15 protein-coding genes and 1 pseudogene are annotated in these 22,985 nt (G+C 74.5%); 5 read left to right on the forward strand and 11 right to left on the reverse strand.

Annotation, left to right across the window (positions count from 1 at the left end; translation table 11 throughout):
- Nucleotides 1-422 precede the first annotated feature (422 nt).
- The 4 genes from AB0D08_RS34405 to AB0D08_RS34420 all read left to right on the forward strand — a co-directional run bounded on the left by AB0D08_RS34405 (nt 423) and on the right by AB0D08_RS34420 (nt 8,435).
- Nucleotides 423-2,642 (forward strand): NADP-dependent isocitrate dehydrogenase, encoded by a 2,220-nt coding sequence (locus AB0D08_RS34405; protein WP_359894177.1) that lies wholly within the window; start codon nt 423-425, stop codon nt 2,640-2,642.
- A gap of 318 nt (nt 2,643-2,960) precedes the next feature.
- Nucleotides 2,961-5,186, forward strand: coding sequence for a SpoIIE family protein phosphatase (locus AB0D08_RS34410; protein ID WP_359894179.1), 2,226 nt, complete (start codon nt 2,961-2,963; stop codon nt 5,184-5,186).
- Between the two features lie 110 nt (nt 5,187-5,296).
- The gene (locus AB0D08_RS34415) at nt 5,297-6,973 is read left to right on the forward strand and encodes an FAD-dependent oxidoreductase (protein ID WP_359894181.1); all 1,677 of its coding nucleotides are present in this window, start codon (nt 5,297-5,299) and stop codon (nt 6,971-6,973) included.
- Nucleotides 6,974-6,977: 4 nt separating this feature from the next.
- Complete coding sequence (locus AB0D08_RS34420; protein WP_033821023.1) at nt 6,978-8,435, forward strand: ATP-binding protein; 1,458 nt, start codon at nt 6,978-6,980, stop codon at nt 8,433-8,435.
- A 7-nt stretch (nt 8,436-8,442) separates the two neighbouring features.
- Here AB0D08_RS34420 and AB0D08_RS34425 read toward each other — a convergent pair whose 3' ends face one another.
- The 4 genes from AB0D08_RS34425 to AB0D08_RS34440 form a co-directional block, all read right to left on the reverse strand.
- Entirely contained in the window at nt 8,443-9,051 is a 609-nt protein-coding gene (locus AB0D08_RS34425) for a flavin reductase family protein (RefSeq protein WP_359894183.1), read from the reverse strand.
- A gap of 76 nt (nt 9,052-9,127) precedes the next feature.
- On the reverse strand, nt 9,128-10,033 hold the full coding sequence (locus AB0D08_RS34430; RefSeq protein ID WP_359894184.1) for an arginase family protein: 906 nt from the start codon (nt 10,031-10,033) through the stop codon (nt 9,128-9,130).
- A 94-nt stretch (nt 10,034-10,127) separates the two neighbouring features.
- Nucleotides 10,128-12,665 carry a glycoside hydrolase family 3 C-terminal domain-containing protein gene (locus tag AB0D08_RS34435; protein WP_359894186.1) on the reverse strand — a complete coding sequence of 846 codons (2,538 nt, stop codon included), beginning with the start codon at nt 12,663-12,665 and terminating at the stop codon, nt 10,128-10,130.
- A 50-nt stretch (nt 12,666-12,715) separates the two neighbouring features.
- Nucleotides 12,716-13,963 (reverse strand): MFS transporter, encoded by a 1,248-nt coding sequence (locus AB0D08_RS34440; RefSeq protein WP_359894187.1) that lies wholly within the window; start codon nt 13,961-13,963, stop codon nt 12,716-12,718.
- A 285-nt stretch (nt 13,964-14,248) separates the two neighbouring features.
- Between AB0D08_RS34440 and AB0D08_RS34445 the strand changes: the two genes are divergently transcribed.
- Nucleotides 14,249-15,256 carry a LacI family DNA-binding transcriptional regulator gene (locus AB0D08_RS34445; protein WP_033822051.1) on the forward strand — a complete coding sequence of 336 codons (1,008 nt, stop codon included), beginning with the start codon at nt 14,249-14,251 and terminating at the stop codon, nt 15,254-15,256.
- 49 nt (nt 15,257-15,305) lie between these two features.
- On the opposite strand, the gene AB0D08_RS34450 is transcribed toward AB0D08_RS34445, so the two are convergent.
- The 7 genes and pseudogenes from AB0D08_RS34450 to AB0D08_RS34480 all read right to left on the reverse strand — a co-directional run.
- Nucleotides 15,306-16,103, reverse strand: coding sequence for an Asp/Glu racemase (locus AB0D08_RS34450; protein ID WP_033822050.1), 798 nt, complete (start codon nt 16,101-16,103; stop codon nt 15,306-15,308).
- Between the two features lie 103 nt (nt 16,104-16,206).
- Entirely contained in the window at nt 16,207-17,139 is a 933-nt protein-coding gene (locus AB0D08_RS34455; RefSeq protein ID WP_359894190.1) for a fumarylacetoacetate hydrolase family protein, read from the reverse strand.
- Nucleotides 17,140-17,199: 60 nt separating this feature from the next.
- Complete coding sequence (locus tag AB0D08_RS34460; RefSeq protein ID WP_033825996.1) at nt 17,200-18,321, reverse strand: cupin domain-containing protein; 1,122 nt, start codon at nt 18,319-18,321, stop codon at nt 17,200-17,202.
- Nucleotides 18,318-19,346 carry a carbon-nitrogen hydrolase family protein gene (locus AB0D08_RS34465; RefSeq protein WP_033825997.1) on the reverse strand — a complete coding sequence of 343 codons (1,029 nt, stop codon included), beginning with the start codon at nt 19,344-19,346 and terminating at the stop codon, nt 18,318-18,320. Before AB0D08_RS34465 ends, AB0D08_RS34460 begins: the two co-directional genes overlap by 4 nt.
- A 34-nt stretch (nt 19,347-19,380) precedes the next feature.
- Nucleotides 19,381-21,834 carry an FAD-dependent monooxygenase gene (locus AB0D08_RS34470; protein WP_359894192.1) on the reverse strand — a complete coding sequence of 818 codons (2,454 nt, stop codon included), beginning with the start codon at nt 21,832-21,834 and terminating at the stop codon, nt 19,381-19,383.
- A 183-nt stretch (nt 21,835-22,017) separates the two neighbouring features.
- Nucleotides 22,018-22,422 (reverse strand): thioesterase family protein, encoded by a 405-nt coding sequence (locus AB0D08_RS34475; protein WP_359894194.1) that lies wholly within the window; start codon nt 22,420-22,422, stop codon nt 22,018-22,020.
- Nucleotides 22,423-22,583: 161 nt separating this feature from the next.
- A pseudogene (locus tag AB0D08_RS34480) lies at nt 22,584-22,985 on the reverse strand (2-aminobenzoate-CoA ligase); the annotation flags it as partial.

Genomic DNA, 22,985 nt, shown 5'->3' on the forward strand with positions numbered 1-22,985 from the left:
GGATCTTCCGACACGCCCGCTGCAGCCCGAACTGGCTGACGTCAGCAGCCAAGGCTGTCCTCACCCTGGAGCTTCAACGCTGAAAACGCTCACTGCCGAGATGGCCGGTCATCTCGCCTTCCAGGCCGATTCCACCCACCCTGACTCCGGCTGCCCTCCGCGGACCTCCCTCTCCGCCAGTAGGTTCATCAGCCAGTCGACGACCGCTCGGCTCGTCCCCGAGAGGACGCCACGCACCGCGGCAGCGATCAAAGTGAGGCGCTCTGCGCACGTCGCCGCGTCCAGGCAGGATAGGACGAGAAGTCGTCATCCGGACGGCGGATGCGGCGCGCCCGGCATCTCGATCCGGGGGGTGGTGTCGGGGAGGGCCCGTCACGAGATATCTTGACATCAAGACGTTGTAGACGTGAAGCGGAGTACCGGTGACTGACTCGACCATCATCTATACGCACACCGACGAGGCCCCGGCCCTGGCGACGTATTCGTTCCTGCCCGTGGTGCAGGCGTACGCCTCGACGGCGGGCGTCACGGTGGAGACGCGCGACATCTCCCTGGCCGGGCGCATCATCGCCAGCTTCCCGGAGCGTCTGGAGGAGGGCCAGCGCATCGCCGACGCCCTCGCCGAGCTCGGCGAGCTCGCGAAGACCCCCGGGGCCAACATCATCAAGCTGCCGAACATCTCGGCCTCGATCCCGCAGCTCAAGGCCGCGGTCGCCGAGCTGCAGCAGCAGGGCTACGCCCTGCCGGACTACCCGGACGACCCGAAGACCGACGAGGAGCGCGAGACCCGCGCCCGCTACGACAAGGTCAAGGGCAGCGCCGTCAACCCGGTGCTGCGCGAGGGCAACTCCGACCGCCGCGCCCCCCTGTCGGTCAAGAACTACGCCAAGGCCCACCCCCACCGCATGGGCGCCTGGACCGGCGACTCCAAGACCAACGTCGCCACCATGGGCGCCGACGACTTCCGCTCCACCGAGCGCTCCGCGGTGGTCAACGAGGCCGGTGCGCTGCGGATCGAGCTGGTCGCCGAGGACGGCACAACCACCGTGCTGCGCGAGAAGGTCCCGGTGCTGGCCGGCGAGGTCGTCGACGCCTCCGTGATGCGCGTCGCCGCACTGCGCGAGTTCCTCGCCGCCCAGGTCGTCCGGGCCAAGGCCGAGGGCGTGCTGTTCTCGGTGCACCTCAAGGCCACCATGATGAAGGTCTCCGACCCGATCGTGTTCGGCCACGTCGTGCGCGCCTTCTTCCCGAAGACCTTCGCGGCCTACGGCGAGACCCTGGCCGCCGCCGGCCTGAGCCCCAACGACGGCCTCGGCGCCGTGCTCAAGGGCCTGGACGCGCTGCCCGAGGGAGCGGCGATCAAGGCCTCCTTCGACGCCGAGCTCGCCGAGGGCCCCGCCCTCGCGATGGTCGACTCCGACAAGGGCATCACCAACCTGCACGTCCCCAGCGACGTCATCGTCGACGCCTCCATGCCGGCCATGATCCGCACCTCCGGCCACATGTGGGGCCCGGACGGCAAGGAGGCCGACACCCTGGCCGTCCTGCCGGACAGCAGCTACTCCGGCGTGTACCAGGCCGTCATCGACGACTGCCGCGCGCACGGCGCCTTCGACCCGTCGACCATGGGCTCGGTGCCCAACGTCGGCCTGATGGCGCAGAAGGCCGAGGAGTACGGCAGCCACGACAAGACCTTCGAGATCGCCACCGCCGGTACCGTGCGGGTCGTCGACGCCGCGGGCACCGCGGTGCTGGAGCAGCCGGTCGCCGTCGGCGACATCTTCCGGATGTGCCAGACCAAGGACCTGCCGATCCAGGACTGGGTCAAGCTGGCCGTCTCCCGCGCCCGCGCCACCGGCTCCCCGGCGGTGTTCTGGCTGGACGCGGCCCGCGCGCACGACGCCGTCCTGATCGAGAAGGTCAAGGCGTACCTGCCGGAGCACGACACCGAGGGCCTGCAGATCGAGATCCTCTCCCCGGTCGAGGCCACCGCGTTCTCGCTGGAGCGGATCCGCCGCGGCGAGGACACCATCTCGGTCACCGGCAACGTGCTGCGCGACTACCTCACCGACCTGTTCCCGATCCTGGAGCTGGGCACCAGCGCCAAGATGCTCTCGGTGGTCCCGCTGATGAACGGCGGCGGCCTGTTCGAGACCGGCGCCGGCGGCTCCGCCCCGAAGCACGTCCAGCAGCTGGTCAAGGAGAACTACCTGCGCTGGGACAGCCTCGGCGAGTTCCTCGCGCTGGCGGTCAGCTTCGAGCACCTCGCCCAGACCACCGGCAACGAGCGCGCCCAGGTCCTGGCCGACACCCTCGACCGGGCCACCGGCACCTTCCTCAACGAGGACAAGTCGCCGAGCCGCCGCCTCGGCGGCATCGACAACCGCGGCAGCCACTTCTACCTGGCCCTGTACTGGGCCCAGGAGCTGGCGCAGCAGACCGACGACGCCCAGCTCGCGGAGGCCTTCGCGGCGCTCGCCAAGACGCTCGCCGAGCAGGAGCAGACCATCGTCGCCGAGCTGATCGCGGTCCAGGGCTCGCCGGCCGACATCGGTGGCTACTTCCAGCCGGTGGCCGAGCTGGCCGCCGCCGTGATGCGCCCGTCGCAGACCTTCAACGAGGCCATCGCGACCCTCGGCTGACCCGCCTCGCGGCCACGGCCCCGCGGACCCCGCACACCACCCGGCGACGGGCGGCGCGCGGCGGCCCGCGGGGCCGTCGCCTGTCCGGCGGATCCGGCGGGCGCGCGACGACGGACCGCCCTCCCCCGCCTTCGGCCGGGAGGTGCCCCCGCCGGACCCAGTACGTCCAGGACGAGGCCGACTCGGGCGCACGCCCGGCGCCGCCCACCGATCCGGCGGGATCCGCCGGACGGGCCCTCGCCCTACCCGCGCCCGCCGCGGCCCGCCGTCCCGGTGTGCTGCCGTCCGGGGACGGGCGTAGCGTCCTGCGTATGGGTGATGTCCGGACCGACCGTCGCGCTGCGCGCTCGTACGGCGCCGCGCCCGTACCGCCGCCGGCCGGGCGCCCGACCCGCCGCCGGACCGGGACCCGCGGTGCCGGGCGGCGCTGAGGCGGGCGGCCGGGACGCGCTGCTGGACGCGGCGCTCACCGAGACCATCCGCCGCTGCGGCGCCACCACCGGCGCGGTCTACCTGCTGCCCGCCGACGAGCCGGTGCTCCACCTCGCGGTGCTGCGGGGCCTGCCCGCCGAGTTCATCGCCCCGTGGATCAGGGCCGCACTGGCCTCGCCACTGCCGGTGTCCGACGCCGTACGCGAACGGCGGCTGGTGTGGTCCGGCAGCCAGCAGGAGTTCGCCCGGCAGTACCCCCGCACCGCCGTGGCGCTGCCGTACCACTTCGCGCTGGCCGCCGCCCCGATCGAGACCCCGCAGCGCTGCTGGGGCGCCCTGCTGCTGCTGTGGCCCGCCTCCCACTCCGCCCAGGCCAGCCCGCTGGAACGCGACCTGATCGGCGCCGAGTGCGGACGCCTGGCCCGGCTGCTGGCCCAGGCCGACGCCGCCGGGCACCCGTTCACCGCACCGGCCCGGCCCCGGGTGCTGCCCGTCCAGCGGCCGCTGGAGTCCCTGCCCGCCGACGCCGCCGCCGCGTTCGCCGAACGCCTGCCCGGCGGCAGCTGCAGCCTGGACCTGAACGGGCGGATCACCTACCTCACCGCCGGCGCCTGCGAACTGCTCGGCGCCGAGGCCGAGGACCTGCTCGGCGGCCTGCCCTGGCAGAGCCTGCCCTGGCTGGACGACCCCGCCTACGAGGACCGCTACCGCTCCGCGCTGATCAGCCGCCAGCCCTCCGCGTTCACCGCGCTGCGCCCGCCCGACCACTGGCTGTCGTTCCGGCTGTACCCGGGCGAGGACGGCATCAGCATCCGGATCACCCCGGCCGGCCCCGGACCGGCGGACGGGCCGCCGGCCACCCGGCCGCAGGCCGCGCCGGTCTCCCGGGCGGGCCAGCTCTACCAGATCATGCACCTGGCCGCGGCCCTCACCGAGGCGGTCAGCGTCAACGACGTGATCGACCTTGTGGCCGAGCAGATCCTGCCCGCGTTCGACGCCCAGGGCGTCGCACTGCTCACCAACGACCACGGCCGCCTGCACGTCAGCGGCTACCGCGGCTACACCCCGGAGTCGATCGAACGCTTCAACAGCATCCCGCTGCGCGCCCACCTCACCCCAACCGTCGACGCCCTCACCTCCGGGGTGCCCGGGTTCTTCGGCTCCCGCGAGGAACTGGTCGAGGTCTACCCCGACGTGCCGCAGGTGACCGGGAAGAAGGCCTGGGCGGTGCTCCCGCTGATCACCTCCGGCCGCCCGGTCGGCTGCTGCCTGCTCGCCTACGACGAGCCGCACCGCTTCGCCGCCGACGAACGCACCGTCCTCACCTCGCTCGCCGGGCTGCTCGCCCAGGCCCTGGAACGCGCCCGGCTGTACGACACCAAGCACGGACTCGCCCACGAACTCCAGCAGGCCCTGCTGCCGCACGCCCTCCCCGGCATCCCCGGACTCGACGTCGCCGCCCGCTACGCACCCGCCACCGAGGGCCTGGACATCGGCGGCGACTTCTACGACGTCATCCGGCTCGGCCCGACCAGCGCCGCCGCAGTGATCGGCGACGTCCAGGGCCACAACGCGCCCGCCGCCGCCCTGATGGGCCAGGTCCGCACCGCCGTGCACGCCGCCTCCGGCGCGCCCCCCGACCAGGTGCTGGCCCGCGCCAACCGGCTGCTCTGCGACCTCGACCCGGGCATGTTCACCACCTGCCTCTACGTCCACCTCGACCTCGCCGCGCACCGCGCCCTCCTGGCCGACGCCGGCCACCCCCCGCCGGTGCTGCGCCCGCCCGGCCGGCCCGCCCGCGTCCTGGACCTGGTGCCGGGCCCGCCGCTCGGCATCGACCCGCAGGCGCGCTACCCGGTCGCCGAGATCCCGTTCCCGGCCGGGACCCTGCTGTTCCTGTACACCGACGGGCTGGTGGAGGCCCGCGGGGTCGAGCTCGACCACGCCATCGCCGGGATCTGCGAGCAGCTGGACCGGGTCCCGCCCGGCAGTTCACCGTCCCGCACCACCGACGGCCTGCTGGCCCGGGCCCGCGCCGACGGCCGGCACGACGACGACATCGCCACCCTGCTGCTCAGGGCCGCCCCGGCCGCGGCGGACCCGCGGCGCTGAGCGTCCCGGCCCGGGAGGCGGCACCCGCCGGTCCGGGCAGAGAATCGGTGAGGAGGCGGCACCCGTACCCGGCCGGGGCGGGCGGCCCCCGCGGCCCGCGAGGGAGAGCGATGACAGAGACCGGCGACGCGCCGCGCACGGTGATCCTCACCGTCGACGACGACCCCGGGGTGTCCCGGGCCGTCGCCCGCGACCTGCGGCGCCGCTACGGCGCCTCGCACCGGGTGGTCCGGGCCGAGACCGCCGACTCCGCCCTGGACGCGCTGAACGAGATGAAGCTGCGCGGCGACGCCGTCGCGGTGATCGTCGCCGACTACCGGATGCCGCAGATGAACGGCATCGAGTTCCTGGAGCGGGCGATGGACGTCTTCCCCGGCGCCCGCCGGGTCCTGCTCACCGCCTACGCCGACACCGGCGCCGCGATCGACGCGATCAACCTGGTCGACCTCGACCACTACCTGCTCAAACCGTGGGACCCGCCGAAGGAGAAGCTCTACCCGGTCGTCGACGACCTGCTGGACAGCTGGCTGGCCTCCGACCACCGCCCGATGCCGGAGACCAAGGTGGTCGGCCACCGCTGGTCCGCGCACTCCTGGGAGGTCCGCGAGTTCCTGGCCCGCAACCAGGTGCCCTACCGCTGGTTCCCCTCCGACGAGCCCGAGGGGCAGCGGCTGCTGGCGGCCGCCGGCGAGGACGGGCTGCGGCTGCCGCTGGTGATCACCCCGGACGGCGAGGTGCTGGTCGAACCGGACGCCCCCGAACTGGCTGGCCGGGTCGGCCTGGCGACGGCCCCGTCCGCGGAGTTCTACGACCTGATCGTGGTCGGCGGCGGCCCCGCGGGCCTCGGCGCCGCCGTCTACGGCGCCTCCGAGGGCCTGCGGACCGTCCTGGTGGAGCGCACCGCGACCGGCGGCCAGGCCGGCCAGAGCTCGCGGATCGAGAACTACCTGGGCTTCCCCGACGGCGTCTCCGGCGCGCAGCTGACCGACCGGGCGCGCCGCCAGGCGGCCCGGTTCGGCGCCGAGATGCTGACCGCCCGCGAGGTGGTCGGCCTGGAGGTCAACGGCCCGTCCCGGACCGTGCGCTTCGCGGACGGCTCGGCCATCGCCGCGCACACCGTGCTGCTGGCGACCGGCGTCACCTACCGGCAGCTGGCCGCGCCGGGCGTGGCCGACCTGACCGGGCGGGGCGTCTACTACGGCGCGGCGCTGACCGAGACGGCCGGCTGCGCGGGTAAGGACGTGTACGTCGTCGGCGGGGCGAACTCGGCCGGCCAGGCCGCCGTCCACCTGGCCAGGACCGCCCGCTCGGTGACCATCTTGGTGCGGGCCGACTCACTGACCCGGTCGATGTCGTACTACCTGGTCCAGCAGATCAAGGAGCTGCCGTCGGTGACCGTCCGCACCGGCACCGAGGTGGCCGAGGCGCACGGCGACGGCCACCTGGAACGGCTCACCCTCCGGGACACCGCCACCGGCGCCACCGAGCAGGTCGACGCCCAGTGGCTGTTCGTGTTCATCGGCGCGGCCCCGCTGACGGACTGGCTGCAGGGCGTGGTGGAACGCGATGCCCGCGGCTTCGTGATCGCCGGGCCGGACCTGGCGACGGGCGGCGAACCGCCGAAGGGCTGGCCGCTGGAGCGCCTCCCGTACCACCTGGAGACGAGCGTGCCCGGGGTGTTCGTGGCGGGCGACGCCCGCTCCGAGTCGGCCAAGCGGGTCGCCTCGGCGGTCGGCGAGGGAGCGATGGCGGTGATGCTGGTGCACCGCTACCTGGAGAGGCTGTGACGGCATGAGCGCACCGGTGGTCCTGTGCAGCCCCGAGGAGCTGCGCACCCTGTTCCTGTTCGAGCACCTCAGCCCCGAGCAGCTGTCCTGGCTGTGCCGCGAGGGCCGGGTGGAGCAGTACCCGCCCGGCCAGGTGTACGCCGAGGGCTCCCCGGCGACCTGCTTCTACGTGCTGCTGGACGGCACCATCGTGCTCTCCCGCCGGGTCGGCGCCGACGACGTCGAGGTGAACCGGACCTCGCAGCGCGGCGTGTACGCCGGGGCGTTCCAGGCGTACCTCGGCGACCGGGTGCCGCAGCAGTACACCAGCTCGCTGCGGGCCGTGGACCCGTCGCGGTTCTTCGTGCTGGCGGCGGACACCTTCGCGGATCTGATGCGGGCGTGGTTCCCGATGGCGGTGCACCTGCTGGAAGGGCTGTTCCTGGGCTCGCAGGTGGCCAAGGAGGCGATCGAGCAGCGCGAGCGGCTGCTCGCCCTGGGCTCGCTGTCCGCCGGGCTGACCCACGAGCTGAACAACCCGGCCGCCGCGGCGCTGCGGGCCACCGCCGCGCTGCGCGAGCGCGTCGCCGGGATGCGGCACAAGCTCGGCATGATCGCCGGCGGCCCCCACCCGTACCCGCGGGAGAGCCTGGAGTCCCTGATCACCCTCCAGGAGGCCGCGGTCGACCAGGTGGCGGCCACCAAGGCCGTCTCGCTCGGCCCGCTGGAGGCCTCCGACCGCGAGGACGAGGTGGAGGACTGGCTGGAGGAGAAGGGCATCGCCGACGGCTGGCAGCTCGGCCCGGCCTTCGTCCAGGCCGGGCTCGACCTCGAGTGGCTGCGGCGGGTGGAGTCCACGGTCGGCGCCGGGAACCTGGAGGGCGCGCTGCGCTGGCTGCACTACACGGTCGAGACCGAGCTGCTGATGAACGAGGTCGAGGACTCCACCACCAGGATCTCGGACCTGGTGGGCGCGGCCAAGCAGTACTCGCAGCTCGACCGGGCGCCGTTCCGGGTGGTCGACGTCCACGAACTGCTCGACAGCACCCTGATGATGCTCTCCGGCAAGATCCCGGCGGGCGTGGACGTGGTCCGCGACTACGACCGGGCCCTCCCCCGGGTGCCCGCCTACCCCGGCGAGCTCAACCAGGTGTGGACCAACCTGATCGACAACGCGCTGTCCGCGATGGCCGGCACCGGCAGGCTCACCGTCCGCACCGCCCTCGACCACGACAACGTGCTGGTCGAGTTCGGCGACACCGGGCCGGGCGTGCCCGACGAGATCCGCAGCCGGATCTTCGAACCCTTCTTCACCACCAAGCCGGTGGGCGAGGGCACCGGCCTCGGCCTCGACATCTCCTGGCGGATCGTGGTCAACCGGCACCACGGGGACCTGCGGGTGGAGTCGGTCCCGGGCGACACCCGCTTCCGGGTGCTGCTGCCGGTCACCGCCCGCGACGAGGACCCGGCCGCAAGCGGCTGACGGACGGTCAGTCCTGCCGCGTCCACTGCGCGTACGGGATCCGGGCGATCTCGCGCAGCTCACCGGTGGTGGCCCACTCGTTGCGGCCGAGGCGGGCCAGCGGCCGCATCCGGGTGATCTCCGGGTGCCCGTCCACCAGCACCGCCGGGTCGATCGCGGCGTGCACCACCTCGCCGATCACCACCGTGGAGTCGCCCAGCCCGACCGTGGTGTGCAGCCGGCACTCCAGCGCCACCGGCGACTGCGCCACCCGCGGCGGCTTCACCAGCAGCGACGGCTCGCGCTCGATGCCGACGGCCTCGAACTCGCCGTGCTCCGGCGGGAAGTCGGTGCCGGTCGCGTTGACCTGCTCGAACAGCGGCTCGGGGGCGAGGCAGACGGTGAACTCGCCGGTCGCCTCGACGTTGCGCAGGGTGTCCTTGCGGCCGACGGAGGTGAACTGGACCATCGGGGGCCGCACGCTGGCGATGGTGAAGAACGAGTGCGGGGCCAGGTTCTCCGTCCCGGTGGCCGAGACGGTGGAGACCCAGGCGATCGGCCGGGGCACCACGACGGCGGTCAGCAGCCGGTAGAAGTCGTCACGGCCTGTGGTCCGGGGATCGAAGTCGACGCGCATGGCGTCCATTATCGCTGGTCGTGGCCGGTGCCGGCCCCCACGGGGGCGTGCAGCGGATGCCCACGCGCCCCCCGGGTCAGTCGGCCGGCCGCAGGACCTCGCCGAGCGCGGCGACGAATCGGTTCAGCACCTCGGGGCTCCCGGCGGCCCGCTGGGGGTTCACCTCGCCCACCGACAGCACCCGGAAGCGCGGGTCGCGGCAGGCCGCCGCGAGCGCGGCGGTCACCGCACCCAGGGACGGGCCGCTGTTGCGCCCGTCCGTGCTCTCCGCCAGCGGCGCCTGCGTGAAGTCCAGGACGTCGACGTCGAGATGGACCGCCAGCGGGCCGGCCGGCAGCGCCTCGAGCGCCCGGGCTGTCTCGGCCTCCGGCGCCGCCGCCAGATCCGTCCCCGAACGCCACCGCAGGCCCAGCCGCTCGGCCTGCTCCCGCTCCCACCCGGTCGCCACCGCCGGCTCGGAGCCCAGCAGGAACACCTGCTCCGGGACGAGCAGCGGACGGCGGTCCACCGCGGCCGCCAGCTCCGGCGCCGCGCCCGGCAGGTCGAAGGCGTGCGCCAGCACCATCCAGTCCATCGCGCCGTCGCGGGTGGTCCCCGGCGTGTTCAGGTCGAAGTGCCGGTCCACGTACAGCAGTCCGGCATCGGGGCGGTGCGCGGTCAGCGCGCCCATCACGCCCAGCACCACGGTGCAGTTCCCCCCGACCACCAGGACGTCCGCGCCCCGGTCCAGCGCACCGGCCACCTGGGCGGCCACCACCTGGACGGCCTCCACCACGGCCGCGAGGTTCTGCGCCCGCGGCTGCCGCAGGTCCGGCGCCCACACCTGCAGCGGCCCGTCGCCGAGGTCGTGCACCCGGCGGCCCGCCGCCCGCAGCCCGTCGATCAGCCCGAGCTCGCGCAGCACCCGCGGCGCCGTCTCCTGACCCGGTGCGTAACTGCCCGCACTGGTCGGGGCGCCCACCACCACGACATCCCTGGACATCCTCCCATCATCCCCGGGCGGCTGGGCGGCCGCCATCGCTGCTCCCCTCGGCGCCCGCGCCCGGGGCGCCCCGTGGCGGGGCGCCCCGGTGTGGTCAGCCGCGGGGCGGGAGGTCGAGCGCCACCGACAGGCGGCGGTCGGCGACGCTGCGCCCGGCCTCGACCGCGTACACGCCCGCCCGTACCAGCCAGCGGCCGGCCGGGGTGTCCCAGGTCTCGAACGCCCGCCGCGGGATGCGGATCCGGGCCGCCACCCGCTCGCCGGGCGCGGCCTGCACGGAGGCGAAACCGGCCAGGTGGCGGTCGGGGCGGGAGCGGTCGACGCCGTCGTGGGCGAGGTAGACCTGGACGGTCTCCCGGCCGGTGCGCCCGCCGGTGTTGCGCACCCAGACGGTGGCCTCGGCGACCGCGCGGTAGGGATCGTCGTCGTCGGCGCCGTCGAGGTGCCTGACCTCCATCCCCTCGTACTCCCAGTCGGTGTAGCCGAGGCCGTGCCCGAACCAGTACGCGGGCGCGGTGGCCGACCGCTGCCAGGCCCGGTAGCCGATGAACAGGCCCTCCTCGTACGGCAGGACGCCGTCCTGCGGCTCGACCCGCAGCACCGGCGCGTCGGCGGCCCCGGCCGGCCAGGTGGTGGGGAGGCGGCCGCCGGGCTCGGTGCGGCCCAGCAGGACGTCCGCCAGCGCGGCGCCCGCCTCCTGGCCGGGGAACCAGGTGAGCAGGACGGCCGCGACCTGATCGCGCCACGGCATCAGCACCGGGGAACCGGCGTTGACCACCACGACGGTGTTCGGGTTGGCCGCGGCGACCCGGTGGACCAGGTCGTCCTGGCGGCCGGGCAGCGCCAGGTCGGCGCGGTCGACGCCCTCGGTCTCGACCTCCTCGGTGGTGCCGACCACGACCACGGCGACCCGCGCCGCGCGGGCGGCCGCCACCGCCTCCTCGATCAGCTCGTCCTCGGTGAGGGCGGGCGCGGCGTGGCCGAGGGTGAAGGAGACCAGCCCGAAGCCGGCCACCCCCGCGGCCTGCGGCAGGGTGTGGTCGAGGACCAGGTCCACGGCCCGGCCCGCCGTCAGCTCGACGCTGAACAGCCGCTGCGGCGGGGCCAGGAACGCGGCCGCGGGGTCGTCCCCCTCGGGCACCAGCACGTCGTCGAACAGCACCCGGCCGTCGACCTCCAGCCGGAACCGGCCCGCGCCCCGCACGGTGAACCGGTGGGTGCCACTGCCCTGCGGTACCAGCGTGCCGGCCAGCCTGACCTGCGCCAGGTCGGCAAAGGCGACCCGGCCGGGCAGCTCGCCGATCCACCGCACGAACCCGTCGGGGACGACCGTGCCGGCCAGCTCCGCACCCGCCGCGTCCAGCAGGGCCGCGGTCATCGGGACGGCGACCGGCGCCGGGTTGGACAGCGCGTCGGAACCCGTCGCGAAACTGACGTCGACGCCCGCGGCGCGCAGCCCGTCCAGCGGGGTGACGGTCCGGGCCGGGAGGACCTCGGCGCTGCCGCCGCCGCCGATGCGCGGCCGGGCGGCCGCCGCACCGATCACGGCGACCCGGCCCGGCTGCTCGGCCAGCGGGAGGAGGCCGCCCTCGTTGCGGAGCAGGACGAAGGAGCGGGCGGCGATCCGGTGGGCGAGCGCCTCCCCGTCGATCGCGGGCGGCAGCAGCTCGGCGGGGACGGCTGCGGGCGCGCCCGCCAGCAGGCCGACCCGGGCGGCCAGCCGCAGGACCCGGCGGGCCAGGTCGTCGACCGTCCGCTCCGGCACCCGGCCGTCGCGGACGGCGGCGACCAGGTGCTCGCCGTAGACGGTCGCCGGTCCCGGCATCGCGACGTCGAGTCCGCCGAGGGCGCAGCGCACGGTGTCGCGGGCGCCGGTCCAGTCCGAGACCAGGACGCCGTCGAAGCCCCACTCCTCGCGCAGCACCTCCTGGTTGAGCGTGGTGTGCTCGCTCATGCCGGTGCCGTTGACCCGGTTGTAGGCGGCCATCAGGCCCCAGGGCGTGGCCTTGCGGACGATGGCCTCGAACGGGGCCAGGTAGAGCTCGCGCAGGGTGCGTTCGTCGAGGTGGACGTCGACGGTGTAGCGGTCGGTCTCGGAGTCGTTGGCGACGAAGTGCTTGGGGGTGGTGGCGACGCCACCGTCCTGGACGCCGGCGACCAGGGCGGCGCCGAGGTCGCCGGTGAGCAGCGGGTCCTCGGAGTAGCACTCGAAGTGCCGGCCGCCGCGCGGGGTGCGGTGCAGGTTGACGGTCGGGGCGAGGACCACGTGGGCGCCCTTGCGGCGGGCCTCCTGGGCGAGCAACCGGCCTGCCTCGCGGACCAGTTCGGTGTCCCAGGTCGCGGCGAGGGCGGTCGGGGAGGGGATGGCGACGGAGGGGTCGTCGGCGCTCCAGTGCTCGCCGCGGACGCCGGCCGGCCCGTCGGACATCACCAGCCGGCCGAGCCCGATGGACTCGTCCGCGGGCAGCGACCACATGTCGGCCCCGGCGAGGAGGGCGACCTTGGCGGGCAGGGACAGTCGGGACAGGGCCTTGTCGACGGCGGCCTCGCGATCGGCGTCGGTGCCGGCGGTGACGGCGGTGGCATCGGTGGCGGTGCGGGGCTCGGCGTGCTCGGGGTGCTCGGTGTTCATGGGTCCTCGTGGGTGGGGAGCGGGACGGTCGGTCGGGTGGTCGGGCGGGGTCAGCGGACGGAGCGGATGGGGAGGATCGCCAGGGCGCCCAGCAGCGAGAGCGCGCCGCCGACCAGGAAGAGCCCGGTGTAGCCGCCGAGGCCGGCGATCACGGCGGAGGCGACGAACGGGGCGATGATCTGCGGGCCGGCGCTGGCGATGTTGAGCACGCCCATGTCCCGGGCGGCGTCCTCGGCGCGGGGCAGGACCAGGGTGACGACCGCGGTGTCCACCGCCATGAAGCAGCCGAACGCCAGGCCGTTGACGGCACTGAAGACCAGCATGCCGGTCCAGGTGGGGCTCACCACGGGGACGATCATCACCAGGCCGGCCAGGGCGGCGGACACCCCGACGAAGAGCTTCCGCCGGTTCCAGCGGTCGGAGAGCACGCCGCCCAGGACGGTGGACACGGCCATCGCGGCCATCGAGACCGGGGTCAGGATGGCGATGGCGGCGGCCGGTTCGAGGCCCGCGGGCAGCTCGATGTGGTCGGTGAGGATGTACAGCTGGTAGCCGACCACGCAGAAGTAGCCGAGGACCAGCAGGGCACGCCCGATGAACGCCCACCGGAAGTCGTGGGTGGCGAGCGCCGACAGGAACGCCTTGAGCTGTCGCCCGAACGGGACGGGCGGGGCCGGTTCCCGGCGCGGTTCGCGGCCCAGCGCGGTGAGCAGCACCGCGGCCACCGCCACCACCGCCCCGAGCACCAGGTAGCCGGTGCGCAGGCCGGAGACGGTCTGCGAGGCGATCAGGACGCCCAGGGTGCCGCCGACGGGCAGTCCGAGGCCGACGACGGCGGAGGCGGTGCCGCGCCGGGCGGGCGGGATCCGGTCCGGCACCACGGCGGTGACCGCGGACTGGTGGACGTTCATCGCGGCCTGGCCGAGGCACCAGGCGATGGTGGCCAGCAGCACGGTGGTGGCACCGCCGAGCAGCGCCATCATGGCCAGGGCGGCGAGGCCGCCGCCGAGGATCCAGGGGCCGCGCCGGCCGGTGCGGTCCGACAGGGCGCCCGCGACCGGGTTGAAGAGGGTCGCGAAGACCGCGCTGACGCCGCCGATCATCCCGAGGGCGGCGACCTTGTGGGCGGGGTCGATCTGGGCGATCTGGGTCGGGAGGAGGACCGATCCGACGCCCATGTACAGGGCGAACATCGCGGTGTTGGCGGAGGCCAGCAGGCCGAGAAGGCGGCCCGTTCCGTCCTGGGACGCGGGGGCGGGGGTGCGTCTGCGGTCCGCGTCGGTCGTCGTCACGTTCATGGGCGGCTCCGGTGGAGCGGGCCGCGCGTGGGGCGCGGCGGGTGGGGGTGGGGGGACGGCTGCGGGCGTGGGAGCGGGGTGGTCCGTACGCCGGCCGTGGCGCGGGCGGCGCGGCGGGCGTGGGGGCGGGGTGGTCCGTACGCCGGCCGTGGCGCGGGCGGCGCCGGGTGGGGCGCGGCCGTGCCGGGATCGCGCTCACCGATCGCGCCGGTAACACGTGTAACCATTGTGGCCACTCCCCCGGTGCGGCGCCAGACCCGGCCGACCTGGAATGATGCAATCGTTATGTCGACCGATCAGAGCGTCCCTCCGCAGATCACCAGTGCCGACGTCGCACGGGCGGCGGGGGTCTCCCGGGCCACGGTGTCCTTCGTGCTCAACGACACGCCGGGGGCGCGGGTCAGCGAGACCACCCGGGCCAAGGTGCTGGCCGTCGCCCAGGAACTCGGGTACGTCCCGCACGCCGCCGCGCGCTCGCTGCGGGCCGGGCGCAGCGACCTGGTGGTCATCCCGGTGTCGGTGTCCGCGATCGGGCGGCTGTTCAGCGACTGGCTCGACGAGGTCGAGACCGCGCTCGGCCGCCTCGGCTACACCGTGGTCCTGCACGCCGACCGCACCCCCGGGCCGGTCGAGGCGGCGCAGTCCTGGGCCCGCCTGCGGCCCGCCGCGGTGGTCTCGGTCGGCGACGACCGGCTGACCGCGGAGGCGGCGCAGGTACTGGCCCGGGCGGGGGTGCGGGCGGTCGTGGCGAGTGCGGCCACCCCGGTCGAGGGGGTGTTCACCCTCATCGGCGACCACGCGGAGATCGGCGCCGCGGCGGTCGGGCACCTGGTCGACCGCGGCAGGTCCCGGCTCGGCGTGGTGATGCCGGCGGAGCGGGGGCTGTCGGCGTTCGCCGCGCCGCGTCTGGCGGGGGCCCAGCGGGTCGCCGAGGAGCACGGTGTGACGGTCACCCAGCTGCCGCTGCGCTACACCGAGGACGCCGCGGCGGCCGTGGCCCAGCTGTGCCGGGCCCTGGAGCTGGACGGCGTGTTCGGCTACAACGACGAGTACGCCGCCCTGCTGGGCGCGGCGCTCGGGGACCACGGCGTCGCGGTGCCGCGGGACATCGCCCTGGTCGGCGCGGACGACCTGGTGCTGGCACGGGTGGTACGCCCGCAGCTGACCTCGATCGGCCACCTGATGCCCGGCGCCGACCTGCTGGCCGAAACGGTCGACCGGTTGGTGCGCGAGGGAACGGCGCCCGAGCTGCCGAGGGTCCGGTTCGAGGTCGTGGTCCGGCAGTCCTCCTGAGGCCCGGCGTCGCCGGGCCGGGGACGGCTCGGGGTCAGGTCGGGGACGGTCAGCCGACGGCGGGCTCCGGGTCGGCCGGCAGCGGCGCCTCGGCGTACGCGCCGGAGAGCAGGTGGCCGGCGCCGGGGGCGAGCGCGGGCAGGCCGAGCGAGCGGAGCATCTGGTGGACGGTGCAGACGGCGGCCGAGACGACGGGTTTGCCGAGCTGCTGTTCGGCCTCCTCGATGGCGGACAGGGACGGCATCTGAACACAGGCGGAGAGCACCACCGCGTCGGCCTGCGCGTGGTCGAGGCGCTTGGCGATGGCGGGCAGCGCGGCCGGATCGTGCGCGGCGACGTCAAGGTTGCCGGGGATCTCCAGCGCCTCGTGGTCCAGGACGGTGATGCCCTCGTGGGTCAGGTAGTCGACCACCGTGCGGGTCAGCGGACGCAGGTAGGGCGCGATCAGGACGATCCGGCGGGCGCCCATCGTGTGCAGGCCGTTGACCAGCGCGCCGGCGCTGGTGACGACCGGGGCCGGAGCTCCGTTGTCGGCGGTGCGGGTGTGCAGGCGCCGCTGGGAGACCCGGTGGTAGCCGCGGCCCATGCTCATGATGGCGACCAGGCAGGCGTAGCCGAGGACGTCCACGTGCGCGTCGGAGAGTTCGACGGCGCAGCGGTCGGAGTCGGCGTCCATCGCCCGGAGCTGCTCGGGGGTGACGTGGGTCATCCGCATCCGGCTGGAGTGGAAGGTGAAGCGCTCGGGGGCGACCCGTTCGCGGGCCCGCAGGATGGCGGGGACCTCGGTCTCCATGGTGACGTTCGAGCTCGGGACGATCTGGCCGATCCGGTAGGTGCGTGGCGGCATGGGGCGCTCCCTCGGTCTGGTGCGGGCGGGTGGCTGGGGCGGGCGGAGCCCGGTGCGGCGGGGCCGGGGTGCGGCGGCGGACGGCGCCCGGCCCCACGGGGGTTCAGCGGGCGTCGACCACCGGGTTGGTGAGGGTGCCGATGTGCTGGATGGTGGCCTCGATCAGGTCGCCAGGCTGGAGGAACTGCGGCGGGACCATGCCCGCGCCGACGCCGGAGGGCGACCCGGTGGCGATGACGTCGCCGGGTTCGAGGGTGACGCCGGAGGAGATGTCGGCGATCAGGCGCGGGATCCGGAACAGCATGTGCCGGGTGTTGGAGTTCTGCTTGGTCTCACCGTTCACGCTCAGGTGCAGGTCGAGGTCGTGCGGGTCGGGGATCTCGTCGGCGGTGAGCACGCAGGGGCCGAACGGGGCGTAGGAGTCCTGGCCCTTGGAGAAGAACCACTGGCCGGAGCGGCGCTGGTCGCGGGCGCTGATGTCGTTGACGATGCTGTAGCCGAGGACGTGGTCCCAGGCGTCCTGCTCGGACACCCGGGTGGCGGCCCGGCCGATGACGACGGCGAGTTCGCACTCCCAGTCGAGCTGCTTGGTCAGGCCGGCGTTGTGCAGGACCGGCTGTCCTGGGCCGGTGACGGCGGTGGCGGGCTTGGAGAACAGCACCGGCCGGTCGGGCAGTTCGCGGTCGGTGTCGAGGCTGCGGCTGGACTCCTCGACGTGCTCGACGTAGTTGAGGCCGACTCCGATGATCTTCCCGGGGCGCAGCGGGGCGAGCAGTGTCACCTCGGCGAGGTCGTGGACGGCGCCGGCGGGAAGGCGCGCCGGCTCGGCGCCGTCGGCCAGGGCACCGTCGGCCAGAGTACGGGCGGCGGCGAGGGCGGTGGAACCGGCCCGGATCAGCGAGAGCAGGTCGCCGGGCAGCTCGGTCCCGGCGGCGCGGGCCAGGGCGGCGAGGTCGGCCACGCGGGTGCCCAGCTGGGCGCCGAGGCGGGCCGGTCCGCCGTTCGGGTCGTTCGGGGTGTACGTGACCAGGCGCATGACGCTCCTTGCGGTGGGACGGGCGGGGCGGGCGGGGACGGGCGGGCGGAACGGAGGGGGTTACCGGCCCTCGGGGCGGACGGGCTGGCGGCCGCCGTTCTCGGGGTAGGCCTCTTCGCGCAGGAAACCGAGGGAGCGCATCACCGGGAGGTCGTCGAATGAGAACAGGCAGGCGTCCTCGGACGGGTCGAGGTTCTCGTGCTCGTGCCAGGCCCAGGAGGGGACGCAGAAGATGTCGCCCTGCTTCCACTCGAACCGCTGCCCGGCGATCACCGACACGCCCCGGCCCTTGGCTGCGGTGTACACCACCGAGCCGGTGTGGCGGTGCGCGAGGGTGGCCTGCCCGGGGCGCAGCAGCTGCATCCGGGCCCCCATGGTGGGCATCACCGGGCCGCCGGTCAGCGGGTTGGCGTACTCCATGATGACGCCGTCGTACGGGGAGCCCTCGCTGGCCTTCGCCAGGTCGAGCAGGGCCTGGTAGGTCGGCTCCCACGGGTAGCCGAGGACCGGGGAGTAGGGGCGGGTCCACTTCTCGGACCCGTACGGCAGCAGGTTGCCGCCGTAGCTGAGCACCGAGGAGTTGATCACCTTTCCGGGGACCTGGTACAGGTCGGGGTGGACCTCGTAGAACCCGGCGTCGTGCGCGTTGACCAGCGGGATGTCGAGTCCGTCCTGCCAGACCACGGGGGCGTCGGCGGACTCGTTGCCGTGCTCGTGCCAGGTGCCGTTGGGGGTGATGGCGAAGTCCCGGGGGCCGACCTTGAGCTTCTGGCCGTCGACGATGGTCCAGGCGCCGGTGCCCTCGTGGACAAAGCGCAAGGCGGCGGCCTGGTGGCGGTGGGCGGTCATGGACTCGCCCGGGCCCATGATCTGCAGGCCGGTGTAGAGCAGGCCGACGGCGGCGCTGATGTCCCGTCGGCCGGGGTTGACCAGCATCACCACCCGGCGGCCGGCGTCGTCGGCCTTGACCAGCGGGAGCGCCTTGTGGACCAGCGGGCGCAGCTCGTCGTAGCGCCAGAGCACCGGCACCGACCGGGGCTGCGGGTACCAGGGCTCGATCTCGTTGGCGACCGTCCACAGGGCGCCGGCCTCCAGCTTGGCCAACTCGTCGTAGTAGGCAAGCAGTTCGGGACTGTCGGTGACCCGGGCGCGGCCGATCCGGTTGTCGTCGTGGGTGGTCACTGCTCCTCCTTCGGTGCGGTGGGGTCCTTCGGTGCGGTGGGGACGGGCACGGCGGCCGGGGCGGTGGTGAAGGTCAGCGGGGTGCGCGGGCGGTTGTCGACCTCGAGCCGGAAGATGTCGAAGCGGTTGTAGTGGCCGACGATGTCGTGCATCTGCTTGGGCTGGATGCAGCGGGCGAGGTCGATCTCGGCGTAGACGATGCCCTCGTCGTCGATCAGCGGCTCGGTGACCGGGCGGCCGTCCGGTCCGAAGATCCCGGACAGCGCACTGCGCGGACGGGCCAGCAGCTTGCGGACCTCGGGGTCGTCGCCGGCCACCTGGTCGACGATCTCCGGGGAGATGGTGGAACAGGCCACCACGGAGAAGACCTTGCCCTCGAAGCTGTGGGCCGCGGTGCGGACCGCGATGGCCTCCGCCATGTCGTAGTCCTCGGGGCCGACGGGCAGCGCGATGTAGGCGGCGGCGTGGACCAGCTCGCCCTGGGCGAGCAGGGTGAACCGGGCGAGCGTGTTGGTGTTCTCGCCGCAGGCCAGCACCCCGAGCGGCCCGATGTCGGTCCGGTGGACCTGCAGCGAGCTCCCGTCGCCGCCGGTCCAGGTCAGCTTCTCGGCCCAGGTGGGCACCAGCTTGCGGTGCACGCCGAGCAGTTCGCCGTCCGGGCCGATGGTGAGCAGGGTGTTGTAGAGCACCCCGAGGCTGTGCGCGCCGCGTTCGTTGACCCCGATGACGACGACCACCCCGGCCTGCCGGGCGGCGGCCCGCAGGGTGTCCACGTGCGGGCCGGGGACGTCGATCGAGGAGCGGTACAGCTTCTCGAACCAGGGCGAGCCCTGGACCGGGTTCATGGTCCAGTTCCAGTACGGGTACCCGGGGACGAACACCTCGGGCAGGACCACCAGCCGGGCGCCGTTCCCGGCGGCCTCGTGGATGAGCGCGACCGCCTTGTCCACGGTGGCGGCGGCGTCGAGGTAGACCGGGGACGCCTGGACGGCGGCGGCGGTGAAGCGGGGCAGATGGTCCGTCATGCGGGGTCCTCCGTGGCCGGTGGCGGGGTGCTGCTCAACGGGAAGCGGTGGAGCGTGCGGCGCGGGAGTCGGCGGCACCGGAATCGGCGGCGGGGACGGGGCGGGCCGGCTGTCCGGGCCGCCACCGCCGGTGGACGGGCGGTGCCTCGGTACGCAGCAGGTGCAGCCGGGGCGGGACCCGGTCGGCGCGCGGGCCCGGGGGCTTGCGGCGGCCCGCCTGCCACGGCCCGGGCCAGGGCGCGCCGGGGCCGGCGTAGCCCTGCTCGGCGGCGGCGTGCAGGGTCCACAGCGGGTCGTACAGGTGGGCCCGGCCGACGGCGACCAGGTCGGCGCGGCCGGCCAGCAGGATGGAGTTGGCGTCGTCGTGGCCGGAGATGGCGCCGACCGCGATGGTCGGGACGCCGGTGGTGTTGCGGATCAGGTCGGCGAACGGGGTCTGGTAGCTGCGTCCGTAGGGCGGCCGCTGGTGGGCGACGACCTCGCCGGTGGAGACGTCGATGGCGTCCGCTCCCCCGTCGGCCAGCGCCCGGCAGATCGCGACCGCGTCCTCCTCGGTGGTGCCGCCCTCGGCCCAGTCGGCGGCCGAGATCCGGACGATCAGCGGCCGGCCGGCCGGCCAGGCGGCGCGGACGGCGGCCAGGACCTCCAGCGGGAGGCGCAGCCGGTCGGCGAGCGGGCCTCCGTAGCCGTCGGTGCGGTGGTTGGTGAGCGGCGAGAGGAAGCCGGAGAGCAGGTGGCCGTGGCCGAACTGCAGTTCCAGCGCGTCGAACCCGGCCCGTCCGGCGCGCGCTGCCGCGGCGGCGAAGTCGGCCGTTACGGCGGCGAGTTCGGCGGGGGTGGCGGCGCGCGGGACGGGGTGGCCGCGGTCCCAGGCGAGGGCCGAGGCGGCGATGGCGGGCCAGCCGCCCGCGCCGAGCGGCCGGCCCACCCCGTCCGGCCCGGGGACCTCGGTGGGTCCGCGGCGCCCGGCGTGGGTCAGCTGGATGCCGATCGGGGTGTCGGAGCTGCGGCGGATCTCGCCCAGAACGGTCCGCCAGGCGGCCTCCTGGGCGTCGTTCCACAGGCCGGGGCAGCCGGGGGTGGCCCGGCCGTCGGGGGCGACGGCCGTCATCCCGGCGAACACCAGCCCGGCGCCGCCCAGCGCCTGCGCGGTCAGCTGGGCCTGTGTGAACGCCCCCGGCACGCCGTCCACCGCGGTGTAGGTCGCCAGGGGCGGCACCACGATGCGGTTGCGCAGGGTCAGCCCGCCGAGCCGCAGCGGCCGGAACATCGGCGGCACGGCCGGTCCGGCGCCGGGCGTGCCGCCCGCCGGCGGGCCGTCACCGGCGTCGGCGGCGGCGAGTGCGCCGTCGACGGCGTCCACGAAGGCGGCGTCCCGGGCCCGCAGGTTGCCGTAGGTGACCCGGCGGCTGCGGGTGAGCAGGTTGAAGGCGAACTGGTCGGGCCCCTGGCCGCCGTAGCGGCCGATCGTCTCGAACCACTCCAGGCTGGCCTGCGCGGCCCGCTGGGTCGACTCCACCACCGGCCTGCGCTCGGACTCGTACGCGGCCAACGCCTCGTCCACGGTGGGGTGTTCGTGCAGGCTCGCGGCGAGGGCGAGGGCGTCCTCCATGGCGAGCTTGGTACCCGAGCCGATCGAGAAGTGCGCGGTGTGGGCGGCGTCGCCGAGCAGGACGACGTTCCCGTGCCGCCAGGAGGCGTTGCGGACGGTGGTGAACCGGATCCACCGGGAGGCGTTGGGGATCAGCCGGTGGCCGTCCAGGTGGGCGGCCAGGATCTCCTCGCACCGTCGTACGCTCTCCTCGTCGCTCTCGCCGCGCCCGAACTCCCGCCCGGCCAGGGCCTCGAAGCCGGCCCGCCGCCAGGCCTGCTCCTCGAGTTCGACGATGAAGGTGGAGCGGCGGTCGGAGTACGGGTAGGCGTGCACCTGGACGACGCCGAAGTCGCGCTGCTCCACGATGAAGGTGAAGGCCTCGAAGACCCGGTCGGTGGAGAGCCACATGTAGCGGCAGTGCCGCTCGTCCAGCTCCGGCCGGAAGCCGGCCGGGAAGGCCTCCCGGGTGGCCGAGCGGACGCCGTCGGCGGCGACCACCAGGTCGTGGGTGGCCGAGAGCTCCCCGACCGGCGGCGCCGGCGTGCCGTACCGGACGTCGACCCCGAGCCCGGCGCAGCGCTTCTGCAGGACCTCCCGCAGCCGGTTGCGGTCGAGGGCGGCGAACCCGTGACCGCCGGAGGTGCGGACCTCGCCGCCGAAGTGGATGTCGATGTCGCTCCACCGGGCGAACTCCGCCGAGATGGCGGCGAACACCTCGGGGTCGCCCTGGGCGATCCCGTCCAGCGTCTCGTCCGAGAACACCACACCGAAGCCGGATGCGTCGTCGCGGGCGTTGCGCTCCCAGAGGGTGATCTCCCAGTCCGGCGAGAGCTGCTTGGCCAGGGCGGCGAAGTACAGGCCGCCGGGCCCTCCCCCGATGACTGCTACGCGCATGAAGGTCCTCCAGTGTTCGTGTCATCACGCTATGGCGCACCTCTGTCGAGCGTCAAGAGAACGCGATACGCGCTCCGCGCCCGTGGCGCCGGGCCGCACGTCGACCGCCGTGCGGTCGGCGGCCGGGTGCGGTCGGCGGCCGGGTGCGGTCGGCGGCCGGGTGCGGTTGGCGGCCGAATCGGTTCAGCCGCCGTGCGTCTCCGGTTGCTGCGGCCCGCAGACGGTCAGCCGCCTACGGGCGTCCGCGCTCCACGGCGCCGCACCCTTGGCGGTGGCCGCCGAGTGGACCACCGACATCCGCCCGGTCGCGGCGGGGCCCGCGGGGCCGTGCACCTCGAAGACGTAGTGCAGCGAGGTCTCCCCGACCCGCGCCACCCGCAGCTCGATCCGGACCACGTCGCCGAACCACAGCCGGGCCAGGTAGTCCGCCTCGAAGTGGACCCGCGGAATGCTGCCGAACAGGTCACCGAGCCCGAGCCTGCGCAGCAGGGCGGCCTCCGCCGCCTCGGCCCAGCGCAGGACCGCCGAGAAGTGGTGGTGGCCGGCGGCGTCGGTGTCCGACCACTCGACCTGACGCTCGATCACCACGCCCGGCAGCGTCCCGGCCGGGTTTACGCCGGGCGCAAGGGGCTGCGAGGGTGCGGGCGGCGGGGACGCGGGCGGCGGGGGTGGGAGCTCGTCCATGGCTGGGCCTTCCGTGACGGCGGCGACGGGATCGCGCGGGGTGGGCGGTGTGACGGCGGTGCAGGTCACCGGGCGGCGTCGGTGCGGGCCCGGTCGCGCAGCTCCGCGCGGCGCAGCTTGCCGCTGGAGTTGCGCGGCAGTTCGGTGACGAACTCGACCGCGCGCGGGTACTTGTACGGGGCGATGGTCTGCTTGACGAAGTCCTGCAGCGCGGCGGCGGTGGCCGGGTCGGCCGCGGCGCCCGGGCGCAGCACCACGTACGCCTTGACGATCGCTCCGCGGCTCCCGTCGGGTGCGCCGACGACCGCGCAGTCGGCCACGTCCGGGTGGCCCATCAGAGCCTGTTCGACCTCGGGGCCGGCGATGTTGTAGCCGGCCGAGACGATCATGTCGTCGCTGCGGGCCTGGAACCAGAAGTAGCCGTCGGTGTCGCGGATGTAGGTGTCGCCGGTGATGTTCCAGCCGTC

This window comes from Kitasatospora sp. NPDC048540 (assembly GCF_040651175.1).
Classification (GTDB): Bacteria; Actinomycetota; Actinomycetes; order Streptomycetales; family Streptomycetaceae; genus Kitasatospora.